The following is a 16,048-nucleotide window of genomic DNA, read 5'->3' as shown; positions in this document are numbered from 1 at the left end:
TTTTCATATTTTTTTAAAAAATTTCTTTTTAGATTTTTTATTTTTATATATCATACTCCTTTAACTTAGAAGGAGTATTTATGATAATAGGTTGTTTAAAAGAAATTAAAGACCAAGAATATAGAGTTGGGTTAACACCTTTAGATGTTGTTGAATATATTAATCATGGACATGAAGTTTTAGTAGAAAGCAAAGCAGGAGCTGGAATCGATATAAGTGATGAAGAATATATAAAAGCTGGAGCTAAAATTTTAACAAAAGAAGAAATCTTTGATAAAGCAGGAATGATTGTTAAAGTTAAAGAACCAATTGAGTGTGAATATAAATTTTTTAAAAAAGGGCAAATTTTATATACTTATTTACATCTTGCAGCAGATGAAAAGCTTACAAAAATGCTTATAGAAAAAGAAATTTCAGCATTTGCATACGAAACTATTCAAGAAGGAAAAAGCTTACCTTGTCTAGCTCCAATGAGCGCTATCGCAGGTCGTTTAGCAGTTATTCAAGGCTGTAAATATCTTGAGAAAACTTATGGTGGCAATGGTATGCTTCTTAGCGGACTTACAGGTGTTAAAAAAGGTAAGGTTGTGATTTTAGGAAGTGGTATGGTTGGATTAAATGCTGCACAACTTGCTTTTGGAATGGGTGCTGAAGTTGTAATTTTAGGTCGTGATGCAAATAGGCTTGATTATATTGACCATGTATTTAATGGCAAAATCACTACACTTTATAGTAATATTTCAAATATCTTAGATAGTATTAAAGATGCTGATGTGGTTATTGGAGCAGCTTTAGTTCCTGGTGCAAAAACTCCTAAATTATTATCAAGAAAACATTTAAAACATATGAAAAAAGGTGCGGTAATTGTTGATGTTGCGATAGATCAAGGGGGTTGCTTTGAAACAAGCCGTGCGACAACTCACACAAATCCTATTTATGAAGTAGATGGGATTATTCATTATGCAGTTGCTAATATGCCAGGTGCAGTAGCAAAAACAGCTACTTTAGCTTTATTAAACGCAACAACTCCTTATGGTATAAAAATAGCAAACTTAGGAGTAGTTGGAGCGATTACTTGTTTTGAGAGTTTAAGACATGGATTAAATACTCATAAAGGTCATTGCACTCATGAAGGTGTTGCAGAAGCATTTAATTTAGAATATTTTAATCCTAATAATTTCATTGCAAAATAACTCAATTTCCTATTTTAAATTCCAAAAGAATTTGAAATAGGAATTACAAATGATATTCAAGAGATTTTGAAATCTTTTGAATGTTTATACTTGTTTCGTTATCATTGTTTAAAATTACATTTATTACTGATTTATTTATTAAATCAAAGCTTGTTTTATAAAAATATAAAAAATCATTTTGATAAGGTAGATTAAATAAATCCTTAGAAATACTCTCAAAATCCCTACTGATATTATCAACCAAAATTGAGTTTAATTTAGTTTTACTAGCGATAATTAATATATCTTTATTATCTTTAACTCCTAAATAACTTATAATAAAGTCTTTTATATAATAAGACCTTAGCATTATCTCTTCTTTAGAATTATAAAATTCATTTTTGTCTTTTACACAAGCTGATAAAAATATAAAAATTATTAATAATATGGCTTTTTTCATAACTTCTTCTTTGTTTAATTTATAATTTTATAATTTTTAATAAAAAAGGTTAATCAATGAAAAAAGCATTCGCATTCACAGGCCCATCAAATTCGGGCAAAACTACATTAATTTGTAAAATTTCAGAATATTTACAAAATCAAGGCTTAAAAGTAGCAATTATTAAGCATGATCCAAAAGATAAAGCCGTATTTGATACTAATGGTAAAGATAGTTTTAAATTTTATCAAACAGGTGCAGAAGTTGCAGTGCTAAGTCCAAATAAAACTACTATGTTTTATCATCATTCACTTGAAATTGAGCAAATTATTAAGCAATTTAGTGCTGATATTGTTTTGGTTGAAGGTCTTAAGATTTTACCATTACCGAGACTTTGCGTATTTTGTAAAGAAATTGATGAGAGTTATTTAGAATATTCTTTAGCATTAGCAAGTTATTCTAATAAAAACTACGGATTAACTCAATTTAATTTAGATGATATTGCTAGTATTAGCGATTTTGTTCTAAAGAATGCTAAGGAGATTTAATGCAAGAAGTAATTCAAGCTATAAAAGCAAGTGTTTTAAAAATTAAACAAAGTTTTGATAATCCAGAATATGGTTATACAGAGCTTAATAATGCTAGTGGAGATTTACAGCTTAAACAAGATGTTTTAAGTGATATGATAATTACAAATGAGCTTAGTAAAGTTGGTTCTATAAAAGCAATTATTAGCGAAGAAAAAGAAAATCCACATTTTTTATATGATGATGCAAGATATGTTGTTGCATACGATCCACTTGATGGTTCTTCACTTTTTGATGTTAATTTTGCTGTTGGAAGTATTTTTGCAATTTATGAAAATACAGCTGAACCTGCTAATTTAAAAGCAGCTGTTTATTCAATTTATGGACCTAGAACTCAGCTTGTAATTTGTATAAATGAACCAAAATTATATGAATATGATGGAAAAGAGTTTAAATATCTAAAAGATTTAAAATTAGAAGAAAAAGGCAAATTAAACGCAACAGGTGGCACTCAAAAAGACTGGAGCAAAGAGCATAAAACTATGATTGATAAGATATTTGCTGATGGATATCGCTTAAGATATAGTGGTGCTATGGTTAGTGATTTACACCAAATTTTAATTAAAGGTGGTGGCTTATTTTCATACCCAAATACAAGCACAGCAACCCTAAATGATGGTAAATTAGGAAAACTTAGAGCTTTATTTGAAGTATTTCCTTTCGCTTATATTTATGAAAAAGCTGGTGGATTTTCAAGCGATGGTATAAAAGGCTCAAAAGGATATGAAAGTTTATTAAATCTAAAATTTAGCACAATTCATGCAAGCACACCTTGTTATTTAGGCTCAATGTATGAAAAGGGTTATTTGAATGAATATTTATGAGAGTAATTTGCATGCTGCAAAAATTGCCTTGCAAGATTGCCAACAAAAAACACAAAATAAATTATCTTGTATAGATTGTGAAAAACTTTGCGAATGTGAAATAAGAGATACTTTTGTAAAAGCAACTTATGAAAATATGTCGCAAGGTGCTTCACAAGACTTCAACTTTTAAGGATTTAGATGAAAACATATATTACAACTCCTATTTATTATGTAAACGATAAAGCTCATATAGGACACGCATATACTACTATAATTGCAGATACGCTTGCAAGATTTGCAAGACTTCGTGGAGATGAAACATTTTTTTTAACAGGCACAGATGAGCACGGACAAAAAATAGAAGAAAGTGCTATTAAATACAATGAAAGTCCTAAGGCTTATGCTGATAAAGTTAGTAAAAGTTTTAAAGATTTATGGGCTGAACTTGAAATTAGCAATGATTATTTTATAAGAACAACAGATGAAAAGCACAAAGCAATTGTTCGCAAGATATTTTTAAAAATGTATGAAAAAGGCGATATTTATAAAGATGAATATGAAGGGCATTATTGTGTATCTTGCGAGACTTTTCATACTAAAACTCAGCTTTTAGATGAGGATAAATGCCCTGATTGCAAAAAGCCTACAAGGATATTAAAAGAAGAGAGCTATTTTTTTAGATTAAGCAAATACCAAGATAGATTATTAAAATGGTATGAAGAAAATCCAACTTGCATTATGCCAGCAAGTAAAAAAAATGAAGTAATAGCCTTTGTAAAACAAGGTTTAAGGGATTTATCAGTTACTAGAACTAGCTTTTCATGGGGGATAAAAATACCTGATGAATTAAATGATGATAAGCATATTATTTATGTATGGCTTGATGCACTTAGTAATTATTTAAGTGCTTTAGGATACTTAGATGATGATGCGAAAATGTCTTTTTGGCCTGCAAATGTTCAATTAGTTGGAAAAGATATTTTAAAATTTCATGCTATTTATTGGCCTTGCTTTTTAATGAGTCTTGATTTGCCACTGCCTAAGATGATAGGAGCGCATGGCTGGTGGACTGTTGAAGGCGAGAAAATGAGTAAGAGTATAGGTAATGTTGTAAATCCACAAGATATTAAAAATGAATTTGGAAATGAGCCTTTAAGATACTTTTTATTATCTCAAATGCCTTTTGGAAATGACGGAGATTTTAGCAAAGCTGCAATGGTTAATAAAATAAATGGCGAATTAGTAAATGAATTAGGCAATTTATTAAGTAGAAGTATCTCAATGGCTAAAAAATACTTTGATTTGAGCGTGGAATTTAAATCAGGATTTAGCGAAGAATTAAATGAAGCAAACGAGCATTTTAAAGCAAGTATAAATGCAATTAATGAGCTTAGAATGAACGAATACATAAATGAAGTTTTAAAAGCTTTAAGTGTTGCAAATGCTATGGTTTCAAAATATGAGCCTTGGAATATGATGAAAAATAACGAAAGCGAAAAAACTCAAAGCTTATTGGTAGTAATTTTTAATATTTTAAAAAATGCTAGTATTTTATTAAGCCCTGTTATGCCAAAAGCAAGTTTAAAAATTGCAAATGCTTTAGGAATTAGCATTGATACTAAGGCATATAATGATATGTTTGTTTTGCAAAATAGCTTTAAGGTAAGCGAGTGCGAACATTTATTTTCTAGAGTTGAATTAAAGGTTGAAAATATGCAAGAGATTAAAGAAGTTAAAGAAGAAATAAAAGAGCCAAAAATAAAAATTGATGATTTTGCAAAAATTAAAATGCAAGTAGCAACTGTTTTAGAATGTGAAAATGTTGAAGGTAGTGAAAAATTACTAAAATTTCAGCTTGATTTAGGCACTGAAAAACGCCAAGTTTTAAGTGGAATTGCTAAATATTATAAACCTGAGCAATTAGTTGGAAAACAAATTATTTTACTTGCTAATTTAGAAAGTAGAAAAATCTTTAAACATTTAAGCGAAGGAATGATTTTAAGTGCTAAAAATTCAGATGAGAGCTTAGTATTACTTAGTCCATTAAGTCCTTGCGAAAATGGTGCAATCATAGGATAAGCCTTGCAAATAAGCAATTTTTCGGAATTAATTAATGCAAAAATTATAAACAAGTCTAATAATTTAAGGCTTAGTAGTTTTTGCACGAACTTAAGTAATGTTACTATGGCTAGTGCTTTTTTTACAAATAGTGAAGAAGAAGCAAAAGAAGCTATAAATAAAGGTGCTTATGCGATAATTAGCACAGATAAGCTTAAGGTTGTTGATGAAGAAGTTGCTTATTTATTGGTTGATGATTTTTATCATTCTATGCTTAGAATAATTGCTTTTTCTTCTATGAATAAAAGAGCTATTTTATTTGATGAATTAGGCATAGAATGCTTAAAAAGGCTAAATATTTCGGTATTAAGCAATGATTTATTTAAAGATTTTGAATTAATACTAAAACAAGATTTGCTTTTTAGCAGTGATTTGGATTATTTAAAAGAGCTGAGTTTGAGTGTAAGTAAGCAAGAATATTCTTATAATATTATCAAGCGATCAAGCTTTTTTTATCAAGATTTAATCTTGAATGATGAATATTATTATAATGTTTTTATACCTGTTATTTTTACAGAGCAATTAGCAAAAATTCACTCAATTAAAGAGCTAGAAATTAATTATTCAAATCTTAAATTATTAGATTTTATTTTTTTAAATGAAAATAATGAAATAGTTAAGATGAGTGAAGGCTCTAAGGTTGTATTTTTTGAGCAAAATATAGAGGTTATAAAAGAGATTAAAAAACATATTAATTTAGTAGAAGTAAGCAAGGTTACAAACAATACTTATATGCTTAGTAAGATTAGCAAAACTGATTTTTTAAAAGAGCTTAATACAAGTGATGAAGGGTTATTTTGATGATTTATATTGTTTCAGCGATTTTTTCGTTTTTAATGCTTTATTATTTAGCTTTGGTTTTACAGCTAAATAGTTATAAATTTAAAAGAGTTATTTTTAATTTTGCCAAAAAGCGTTGGCATTTTTATTATCTAATAGCTCCTTTTTTACTCTATGTAATCACTTGTGATATTAATCATTATTTAGCGTTAGCTTTGATGATTGTTTATTTAATAGCACTTGTTTTACTAGCTAAAAATATTGATAAGCCTTTGGTATTTACTGCTAGAATTAAAAGGCTTTTTGCATTTAATTTATTAGGTGTTTTGATTTTTAGTCCACTTCATTTTTATTATAAGCTTGACCCACATACGCTTGATATTTTAGCTTTTGCGTTTATTTGCTCTTATATATGCGAATATTTTGTAAATAAGGGCTTTTATAACAAAGCTTACGAAAAGATTACAAAATTAAATAATTGCAAAGTAGTCTTAATAACTGCTAGTTATGGAAAAACCAGCATAAAGCATTTTTTAGCTCAAATTACACAAAATCATTTTAAAATCCATTATGCAAAAGGTAGCATTAACACTACTTTAGGGCTTATAAAAGATATTAATGAAAATCTTAAGCCTGATACGGAGTTATTAATCATTGAAGCAGGTGCTAGAAAGCAAGGCGATATATTAGAAATCACTAAATTAGTTCGCCCTCATTATGTAATAATAGGACAAATCGGCACAGCGCATTTAGAATATTTTAAAAATATAGAAAACACAAGAGCTACAAAAAAAGAAGCCTTACAAAGCGAAAGGTTTGAGTTAGCAATTACTCATAGTAGTGTAAATGAAACTTCTTCTTATGATGAAGGATTAAGCGATATTAATGCAAGCCTTGATGGGCTTAGTTTTAAATATAAAGGCGAAGATTATTTTGCTAATTTATTAGGTAGTTTTAATGCTAGTAATTTAGCAGCTTGTATTAGTTTAGCTAAAGCTTTAGGCTTAAATTATGAGCAGATTAAAGAAGAGGTAAAAAATATAAAGCCAACAGCTCATAGACTAGAAATTATCTCAAAAGAGCCAAAATTTATAATTGACGATGGTTTTAATGGAAACTATGATGGAATGAGTGATAGCTATAAAATAATAAAAGATTATAAAGCTGGAAAAAGAGTTTTGGTAAGTCCAGGAATTATTGAAGCAAGTGATGAGCTTAATATAAAGCTTTGCGAAGTAATTAATGAATGTTTTGATTTAGCGATAATTACAAGCGAAAGCAATGCTTTAATTTATGATGAAAATCTAAAGATTGATAAAATAATCTTAAAAGATAAAGCAGAGTTAATAGATACTTTAGCAAACAATACTAAAGAAAAAGATTTAATAATCTTTTCAAACGATGCACCAAATTATATTTGATAAATTGCTTTAAAAAATTTAAAGCAATTTCCTAATTCAAATTCCTTTGAGAAATAAAGGAATTTGAATTAGGAATTAAAAAATTTATTAAATTTTAAAAATTTTAAGAATTATTTAAGCAAAAAAAGATACTATTACGCTTTTAATCACGGAGGATTTATAGCTCAGTTGGTTAGAGCAACCGGCTCATAACCGGTTGGTCCTAGGTTCGAGTCCTAGTAAATCCACCACCTCCTTTAAATTTAATAGAATTAAATCTTTCTATGGCTTAGATTTTTCTTTAGGAGAAAATCATGTTAGAAAATAAATCAAAAGTATTATTACCTATATGTTATATAGAAGCCTTAGAAAGATTTGCCTTTTTAGGCTTTTTAGGAATCTTCGTATTTTACTTAATGGATGTTTTTTCTTTTAGCAAAGGTGAGGCTAGTGCTATTAGTGCTAGTTTGGGTGCTGCTATTTATGCTTTTGGAATGTTTGGAGCGTATTTAAGCGATTTTTGTTTAGGTGCTAAAAGATGTGTTTTATATGGAATTGTTTTCATTGCTTTAGGTTATTTGGTTTTAAGTTTTGATTTTTTAATTTTAGCTTTGATTTTTATTCTTCTTGGCAGTGTTTTGATTAAATCAAATATAACGAGCTTATTATCAAAAACATATCCAAATGATAGCGAATATGTATTTAGTATTTTCTATATCTTTGTAAATATCGGCTGTTTTTTAGGGCAAATGAGTGCAGGTTTGCTTATAATTCATTCTTATAAATTGGCTTTTTTAACAGCATTTTTAAGTGTATTTTGTGCTATTTTAGTCTTTATCTTCAATGCAAAAAATATATCAAATGAGCCTATAAAATATGACTTTTTTAAAAATAATATAAAAATGATTTTATTTTTTATAGCTTTTGTGGTGTTTTTAAGCTTTTTTGATCTTTTAGCAATTAGTAAAATAATAAGCATTGTTTCGGTTTTGCTCTTGATATTTTTTTATTTTTTTATTTATAAAAAAGTTGAAAATAAAGGTGAGTTTAAAAAATTTGCATTCTACTTATTAGCAGCTGTGTTTTTTTATATGCTTATTTTTCAAGGTTTTAATACTTTAAATATATTGATTAAAAATAAAGTTCAGTTTTATGTGAATGATTATTTAGTTCCTGCTAGTTGGTATTTAGCGTTTATGTTTTTAGTAAGTATTGTAACAAGCACGATTTTAAGTAAAATTAGTAAAAATAATAATATAAATGAAGCTTTAATTATCGCAATATCTTTATTTGTAGCTGCAAGTTCTTTTATTTTTCTTGGTCAATTAAGTAAAAACGATAGTATAAATCCAGCCTTTATTTTATTTGCTTATTTAATGTTAGGCGTTTCTCAAACTTGTGTTGGGATTTTTGGTCTTAGTGTTGTTTCAAAAGTATCTTCAACCGAGTTTAAAACTAGCACTATGGGAATTTGGTTTTTATGTTCTGCTGCTGCTCAAGGAATTGAAGGTATAATTGTAAAATATATTGATTTTATTAGCTATGAAGTTTATCTTAGCATACAAGGTTTTTTTGTATTATTTTTATCATTAATTATTTTTGTTTTACATAAATATTTAAAAATCTAGTTTTTAGTGTTTGGAATTTGAATTAGGAATTTGAAAATTTAAAAAAATGCTTTTTGCTTTAAAAATATTTGCTATTATTCTTTTGAGTATAAAGGAGAAATGATGGTATTTTTAATCCCACTTATTATTTTTATTGGTGTTCTTTTTGGAATTGATTATATCTATTTTCAAGATGATGATAATAATGTAAAACAAGAAAAAACTATTAAAAAACAAGTAGATGTAGACGAATATATCAAAAAGTACACAAAATGATAAAACAAGCTTTAGTTGATACTTTTGCAGTTGCAGTTGCATACATTGTAATAGGTGTTGCTTTTGGCATACTTGCGTATTCAAATTCTTTTACATTTTTTGAAGTATTTGTTGCTGCTGTTTTTGTTTTTTCTGGTTCATTACAATTTTTATTATTATCATTACTTAGTGCGAGTGCTAGTTTATTAGAGATTTTAATAGCTGCAAGTTTGCTAAATCTTAGACATTTTTTCTATATTTTAGGAGCTTTAAAATATTTTAGAGATTTAGGATTTATAAAATATTATGCAATGTTTGCTCTAACCGATGAAAGCTTTGCATTGCTTAGTGCAAAAGATTATGATAAAAAAACTGCGGTTTTAATCCTAACTTTTAATCATTTATATTGGATTTTTGGCTGTGTTTTAGGATATTTTATTGCTAGTTACTCTAAAGCTGATTATAGTGCTTTAGGCTTTTCTTTAAACGCTTTATTTATTGTATTAGCTTATGAGCTTTACATAAAACATAAAGAAAATAAAGTATTTTTTATAGCATTATTTTTAGGGCTTGTTGGTTTATTTTTTATAGATAAGCAATATATGATGCTAAGCTGTATTTTTTCAGGAATATTTATATTGATTTTAGGAAAGAAATTATGTCTTATACGATGATTGCTTTGCTAATTGCTGGTTTTAGCGCTGTTGTTTTAAAGGCTTTAGCTTATATGTTTTTTGGGACAAAAAAACCAAATGAGCTTTTAATGTATCTTGAAAAACATATGCCACTTTTAATTATGGTTATTTTAGTTTGCTTTTTATATAAAGGCTTAGATTATGAAAACCCACCTTACGCAAGTGATTATATAATCGCTGGTCTTGTAGCTTTGATTACTCATATAATTTTTAAAAAAGGTTTTGTTAGCATAATCGCTGCTACTGGTGTGTTTTATATTTTACATGAAATTATTTTTAAGGTTTGATTTTGAGATTTAGTATTTTATTAGCTAGTTTATTATTTTTAAGTGCATGTGGTGGAGGCGGTGCAAACTCACCTACACCTGTTGTAAAGACTTATTCAAATTATCAAAACACTGCGGAATTTGATTTAGGAAAAAGTTTATATGATAGTAAGTATTTAAACTTCGTTGCGGGCAAAAATGCTTCTATTTATACTACAAGCGTTGGATTTAGTTCTAATTGGAATCAAGGATTTTTAGGCACAGGAATAATTTTAGCGATTTTAGATTCAGGAACAGAAGATTTAAGCAAATTAGCTTTTAACTATCATTATGATTACAATAATCACGCAACACTATATTGGAACGATTTAGAATATAGAGCTAATAATGCTAATTTTACTCAAAAAACTTATAAAAGCTCTATTTTAATCAATGAAAAAACAAAAGAAAAAGCAAACCATGGAACTTTAGTAATGAATACAGCAAATCATTTAGCTAAAGACATAAAGTTTGCTAATGTGCCTTTACCTTTAATTGATTCAGATGGAAATAATTTAAGCTCAGGAGATAATGTAAATCTTGCTGCAACTATTGATTATTTATCAAATAGTGGAGTAAGGTTTTTTAATCGCTCATTTGCTAGAACAGGATTAATTGATACTAGTGAAGATAATGTAGGAGATTTTTATACAGCTATTATGCAAAATAACGCCCTTGTTGTTAGTGCAGCTGGAAACGCTCCAACTACTGGAGATTTTTCAAACCATGCACTTCCTTTAAATAGCCCACTTAGAAAAGGCTGGATAATAGCACTTGGTTATTATGATAAAAAACCATTAGGATATAAAGATACTTATTATATTATGGACAATGGGGTAAAAAAGTATGTATATACTGCAGGAAATACATGTAAAAAATATGGTTGGGATGATTGTATAGCAGCACCTTTTTCAATAAATGGCAATGCAGGAACTAGCTTTAGCACCCCAGCTATTTTAACCCTTGGAGCTTTAATTTATGAAAAATATCCTTGGATGAGCAATGATAATATTAAAGAAAGTATATTTACCACAGCTTATAAGGTTTATGGGACAAATGAAGATGATGTAAAAGCTCATTTTGGAGAAGGCATTATAAATCCTGCAAAAGCAATGAATGGAGTTGCAAGTTTAAGGCATGATTTTTATGCTAATGTAGATAGAGATAATTTATATGTATTTTCAAACAATATTAGTGGCTCAGCAAATTTTATTAAAGATGGAATCGGAGCCCTTGCTTTAAGTGGAGCAAATACATTTACAGGTGATATAAATATCAAAAAAGGCACTTTATGGCTTAGTAATACAAATAAAGCAAATGTTATAAATAATGCAATTTTAAGAATGAGTAATGCAAGTGCTGCAAATCTTACAAATTATGGAACCTTAGTTAATGAAGGGCTTAATGTAAATAATTTAACTCTTTTTAATACAAGTAAGGTTTATACAAATATAGGTGAAAGATTTAATGTAGTTAATAAAGCTAAGCTTGATGGGGATTTAAACATAGTTGGCGTTAAATATAATTACACTTTAAATAAGGAAAGAGAAGATTTATTAACAGCAGGAAGTATTGAAGGGCAATTTAAAAATATAGTTTCAAACTCAGTATTTTTAAAAATCAAAGAGCCAAAATATGAAAGCACTAAGCTTAGTATAAAGGTTGATAAAATTGAAGATTTAAGCAAACTACCAGAACTAAACGCTTATGCAAAGAAAAATTATACAAGTTTATTTACTAATTTTGATAGATTACTTTATGAGACAAAAAAGCCTGATTTAGCATTAGATTTAGCAAATTATAAAGAGCCTAATTTAAATGGTAATTTAAGCGAAAATGAGTTTTTAAAATATAATTTAGTAGCAAGTGCGATAATTAATACAACAAAAGATGAATTAATACCTACTACGAAATTATTATTTGCAGAAGATATTTATACAAATTCATTATTAAATATTGCAAGGATTAAAAACGCAAGCAAAAACTTAAATGATACTTCAAGCATAAGCTATAATTACAATAAAATCAGTGATTTAAAAGAAAGTTCGTATGATTTTAAAATAGCTCATAATATTGATAATTTAGGTCTTGCTTTTATATATAATGATGCAAATATTTATAATGATAATTTTAAAAATAATGCTAAAACTTTAGGATTTTTAGCTAGTTATAACCTAGATTTAAATGATTATTATTTAAAGAATTTGATTTCGTATTTTGATATTAAAAATAATGTAAATAGATTTAATTTAAGTTCAAGTTTTAACAATAAAGCTCTTGTTCTTTCAAGTGAATTAGGATTAAATAATCAAATTAGCCCTTATTTAAGACTTAATTACTTAAAGTATTATCAAAAAGCCTTTAGTGAAAATAGCGATTTATTAGCCTTAAAATTTGAAAAATTCAAAAAAGATTTTTATTATGCTAATTTAGGTTTAAATGTGAATTTTGATTTTCAAAACATTAAAATAAAGCCTTTCATTGATTTAGAATATAATTTTAATAAAGATTTTTATTTTTTAGCAAAATATGATTTTTCTAATAATTTAGAAATCTCAAATGGCTTTTATAAAAGATTTTTGCATAATTTGGGAATTAGTTTTGATTATCGTTTAAATAATAAAATAAATTTTAATTTTCATTATTATAATACTTTCGCAAAAAAATATTATACAAATAAATTTTATTTAGGATTTTTATATGAATTTTAAGAGCAAGTTATCATTAATCACTATTTTGGTTTTATTTAGTGCATGTGGAGGTGGTGGTGGAGCTGCAGTTCCGATTTCAAATTCCACTCCAAAAACAACACCTATAAGTAATCCAAATCAAGTTATTCCAAAGCCTAACAATTCACTTCCAAACAATCCTGATTTAAATAAACCAAGCAATCCAAGCTTAGGTAATCCAAATATCCCAGAACCAAATCTTCCTAATACAAACGAGCCAAATCTAGTGCTAAATCTTGTTAATACAAATATATGCAAGGCAGAAATTAAAGAAACTTATACAAATTTACCTAGCATTAAAATAGAAAACAAAGTTGAATTAAGCACAAAACTAACAAGCGAAAATAAAGAAGCTATAGAAGTATTTAGCAAGCTTTATGATAGTTCTTTAAAGACTTTTAGTGTAGCGAATAATGTTTCTAATTATGAAAGCTCAAATGATAAAGCAAATATAAATGATGTTAATTCAAGAGCAGAAGCTAAACAATCAAGCTATGGATTTAGTCCTAATTGGAATCAAGGTTTTTTAGGTAATGGAATAATTATAGGTATAAATGATTCAGGGACAAATGATTTAACAAATGTATTATTTAATGAGCATTATGATTATATAAACAATACAAACGATAAATGGAATAGCTTAGAAAATAGATTAAATAATGATAATTTTAAAAGCAAAGCATATTCAAGTTCGTTTTTAAAAGATAGTAACAATAATCCTATTTTACATGGCAAAAATGTAATGGATACTGCAAGTCTTATTGCAAATAAAATAAATTTTGCAAATATAGTAAGTCCTATTAGTGAAGATGAAAGGGGCGATAAGATAAATCTAGCTGCTACGATTGATGCTTTATCAAATAGTGGAGTTAGATTTTTTAATCAATCTTATGAATATCACGAATTAAATAATTCAAGCCCTAATACAGGTGTGTTTTATACAGCAATTATGAAGAATAATGCCTTAGTATTTAATGCAGCAGGAAATGTTATTGATAATATTGATAAGCCTTTTACAACTCACGCATTACCTATTGATAGCCCTTTAAGAAAAGGTTGGGTGATTGTATTAGGTTATAAAACAGATGCTGCAAGATTAGATGAAATTGGAAAACATTTTTATATAACAGATAATGATGGGCTTGTTAAAGAAGTTTATCATCACGGAAATACTTGCAAAAAATATGGTTGGGATGATTGTATTTCAGCTCCTTTTGTAATAAACGGACATCAAGGCACAAGTTATAGTGCTCCTGCAACTGCTAGTGTGGCTGCTTTAATTTATGAAAAATATCCTTGGATGAGTAATGATAATATTAAAGAAAGTTTATTTACAACTGCATTTAAGGTTACTAGTTCAACTAACACAGAAGATGAAATAAAGGCTCGTTTTGGTGTTGGTATTTTAAATCCTGCTCGTGCTATGAATGGAGTAGCTGAATTTAGAAAAGACTTTTATGCTAATGTTGATTTAGATAATTTATATGTATTTTCAAATAATATTAAAGGTAGTTATGGTCTTATTAAGGATGGCATAGGAACTTTAGTTTTAAGTGGAGATAATACTTTTACAGGTGCAAGTGAGATTAAAAACGGAACTTTATGGCTAGCAGGTAAGAAAAACCAAGCACATTTTACAAATACAAATGGTATATTAAGATTAAGTAATACAATAGTAAGTGGCATTACTAATAATAGTGTTTTAGTAAATGAAGGTGTTACTTTAGGAAGTCTTACATTAGGTGCAAATAGTAAGATTTATTCAAATTTAGGTGAGAGTTTTAGGGTTTTAGGAAATGCTAAGTTAGATGGAGAATTTAATTTAGTAGGAGTAAAATCAGGTGTTAATATTGCTCAAGGTCAAAATGTTGATATATTAACAGCAAAAAGTATTGAAGATAGGTTTAAATCAGTTCAATCATTAGTAACTTTTCTAGAAATTAACGAGCCAATTTATGCTAACGATAAAGTAAGCGTAATGGTTAAAAGAATTGATTTAGATAAGGCAAATGATTTAAATGATTTTGCTAAGAAAAATTATCAATTATTATTCACTCAACTTGATAATTATTTAGATTACGAGAGTAAAAAACAAGATAAAACAAGCAATGATGAAGCATATAATAAAATCAATCTTGATGGAGCTTTAAGCGAAGCTGAGTATAACTTAAAAAGAGCTGATTTGTTTTATGCTAATGTTTTAAATACTACAAAAGATAAATTAGAAGAAAATACTAATAAGCTTTTTGCAACTGATTTTTATAAAAACAGCCTTATGAATATTGCAATAGTTAAAAATATTCATGCAAGTGCTTTAAAAAATAATTTTAATATTGAGCAAAGTTTCGGACATAATAGTATTGATGATTTAAAAGCAAATTCAAGCAAAACTTTAATAAGTAATGCTTTAATTAAAGATGATTTAAAACTTGCTTTTGGATTTGTTTATGATAGTGTTAATATGTATAATGATAATTTTAAAAATGACGCTAAAACAATAGGTTTAAAGGCTAATTTAACTTATGATTTAAGTAACCTTGTAATATCAAATAATTTAAGTTATTTAAATACTTTAAATAAAACCCAAAGATTTGATAATTTTGCAAGATTTTATGATAATTCTTTAGCATATACATTAAAATTATCTTATAAATTACATAGTGATGGCTTTGTTTCAAATCTTTTTGAGCCTTATATTGCTATAAATGGGGTTTATAGTAGGCAAAATAGCTTTAATGAGCGTGGAAATGAATTTAGCGTAGGGCTTGATAGTTTTAATAAATTTTATTCTTATGCTAATCTTGGTTTTAATTTAAATACTTATTTTGATAATTTATCATTATCAGTAGGAACTGATATAGAATATAATTTTTATAAAGATTATTCACTAAAGGGAAGAAATTTAAATTATTTAAATAAAATTGAAATAAGTGATGGTTTTTATAAAAATCTCGTAAGTAATGCTAATATAGGCATAGAATATTTATTTAATAATCAATTAAAAATGATTATGAACTATAAGTTAAGTTATATGTATAATAATAATTCAGCAAATAAAGGAAAACATTTTGATTTTTCAACAGGTTTTGACAAAGCTAAAAATTTGAAGAATTATACAAATGAATTTATGTTTGGAATTAATTATATTTTTTAAA

The 16,048-nt window shown here is 27.1% G+C and carries 14 protein-coding genes and 1 tRNA gene; 14 read left to right on the top strand and 1 reads right to left on the bottom strand.

The annotated features are described in order from the left end of the window. Positions 1-80 precede the first annotated feature (80 nt). On the top strand, positions 81-1,193 hold the full coding sequence (gene ald, locus AVANS_RS05790) for an alanine dehydrogenase (protein WP_239816944.1): 1,113 nt from the start codon (positions 81-83) through the stop codon (positions 1,191-1,193). A 43-nt stretch (positions 1,194-1,236) separates the two neighbouring features. Here ald and AVANS_RS05785 read toward each other — a convergent pair whose 3' ends face one another. Then, complete coding sequence (locus AVANS_RS05785) at positions 1,237-1,632, bottom strand: hypothetical protein (RefSeq protein ID WP_239816943.1); 396 nt, start codon at positions 1,630-1,632, stop codon at positions 1,237-1,239. Positions 1,633-1,688: 56 nt separating this feature from the next. Here AVANS_RS05785 and mobB point away from each other — a divergent pair, with 56 nt between their 5' ends. The 13 genes from mobB (at position 1,689) to AVANS_RS05720 (ending at position 16,047) form a co-directional block, all read left to right on the top strand. Next, positions 1,689-2,159, top strand: coding sequence for a molybdopterin-guanine dinucleotide biosynthesis protein B (gene mobB / locus AVANS_RS05780; RefSeq protein WP_239816942.1), 471 nt, complete (start codon positions 1,689-1,691; stop codon positions 2,157-2,159). Continuing rightward, positions 2,159-3,022: a class 1 fructose-bisphosphatase gene (locus tag AVANS_RS05775; RefSeq protein ID WP_239816941.1), complete on the top strand. Its 864-nt coding sequence runs from the start codon at positions 2,159-2,161 to the stop codon at positions 3,020-3,022. The genes mobB and AVANS_RS05775 overlap by 1 nt, the downstream gene beginning before the upstream one ends. Next, entirely contained in the window at positions 3,009-3,194 is a 186-nt protein-coding gene (locus AVANS_RS05770; RefSeq protein ID WP_239816940.1) for a hypothetical protein, read from the top strand. The genes AVANS_RS05775 and AVANS_RS05770 overlap by 14 nt, the downstream gene beginning before the upstream one ends. Positions 3,195-3,202: 8 nt before the next feature. After that, positions 3,203-5,083 (top strand): methionine--tRNA ligase, encoded by a 1,881-nt coding sequence (gene metG, locus AVANS_RS05765; RefSeq protein WP_239816939.1) that lies wholly within the window; start codon positions 3,203-3,205, stop codon positions 5,081-5,083. 3 nt (positions 5,084-5,086) lie between these two features. Next, entirely contained in the window at positions 5,087-5,923 is an 837-nt protein-coding gene (locus AVANS_RS05760; RefSeq protein ID WP_239816938.1) for a hypothetical protein, read from the top strand. Further along, positions 5,923-7,323 carry a UDP-N-acetylmuramoyl-tripeptide--D-alanyl-D-alanine ligase gene (murF, locus tag AVANS_RS05755; RefSeq protein WP_239816937.1) on the top strand — a complete coding sequence of 467 codons (1,401 nt, stop codon included), beginning with the start codon at positions 5,923-5,925 and terminating at the stop codon, positions 7,321-7,323. Before AVANS_RS05760 ends, murF begins: the two co-directional genes overlap by 1 nt. A 153-nt stretch (positions 7,324-7,476) precedes the next feature. Continuing rightward, positions 7,477-7,553 (top strand) — tRNA-Ile (locus AVANS_RS05750). 63 nt (positions 7,554-7,616) lie between these two features. Next, positions 7,617-8,930 (top strand): oligopeptide:H+ symporter, encoded by a 1,314-nt coding sequence (locus AVANS_RS05745; RefSeq protein ID WP_239816936.1) that lies wholly within the window; start codon positions 7,617-7,619, stop codon positions 8,928-8,930. A gap of 102 nt (positions 8,931-9,032) precedes the next feature. Next, positions 9,033-9,185, top strand: a complete 153-nt coding sequence (locus tag AVANS_RS05740) for a hypothetical protein (protein ID WP_239816935.1) — start codon at positions 9,033-9,035, stop codon at positions 9,183-9,185. Beyond that, complete coding sequence (locus AVANS_RS05735; RefSeq protein WP_239816934.1) at positions 9,182-9,838, top strand: AzlC family ABC transporter permease; 657 nt, start codon at positions 9,182-9,184, stop codon at positions 9,836-9,838. The genes AVANS_RS05740 and AVANS_RS05735 overlap by 4 nt, the downstream gene beginning before the upstream one ends. Next, positions 9,823-10,146: an AzlD domain-containing protein gene (locus AVANS_RS05730; protein ID WP_239816933.1), complete on the top strand. Its 324-nt coding sequence runs from the start codon at positions 9,823-9,825 to the stop codon at positions 10,144-10,146. The genes AVANS_RS05735 and AVANS_RS05730 overlap by 16 nt, the downstream gene beginning before the upstream one ends. Positions 10,147-10,148: 2 nt before the next feature. Then, positions 10,149-12,875, top strand: a complete 2,727-nt coding sequence (locus AVANS_RS05725; RefSeq protein WP_239816932.1) for a S8 family serine peptidase — start codon at positions 10,149-10,151, stop codon at positions 12,873-12,875. Then, on the top strand, positions 12,865-16,047 hold the full coding sequence (locus AVANS_RS05720; protein WP_239816931.1) for a S8 family serine peptidase: 3,183 nt from the start codon (positions 12,865-12,867) through the stop codon (positions 16,045-16,047). Before AVANS_RS05725 ends, AVANS_RS05720 begins: the two co-directional genes overlap by 11 nt. Position 16,048 lies beyond the last annotated feature (1 nt).

The sequence above is a fragment of the Campylobacter sp. RM5004 genome, assembly GCF_022369455.1.
Lineage (GTDB): Bacteria > Campylobacterota > Campylobacteria > Campylobacterales > Campylobacteraceae > Campylobacter_E.
This window is presented reverse-complemented; position numbering and strand designations above follow the sequence as displayed.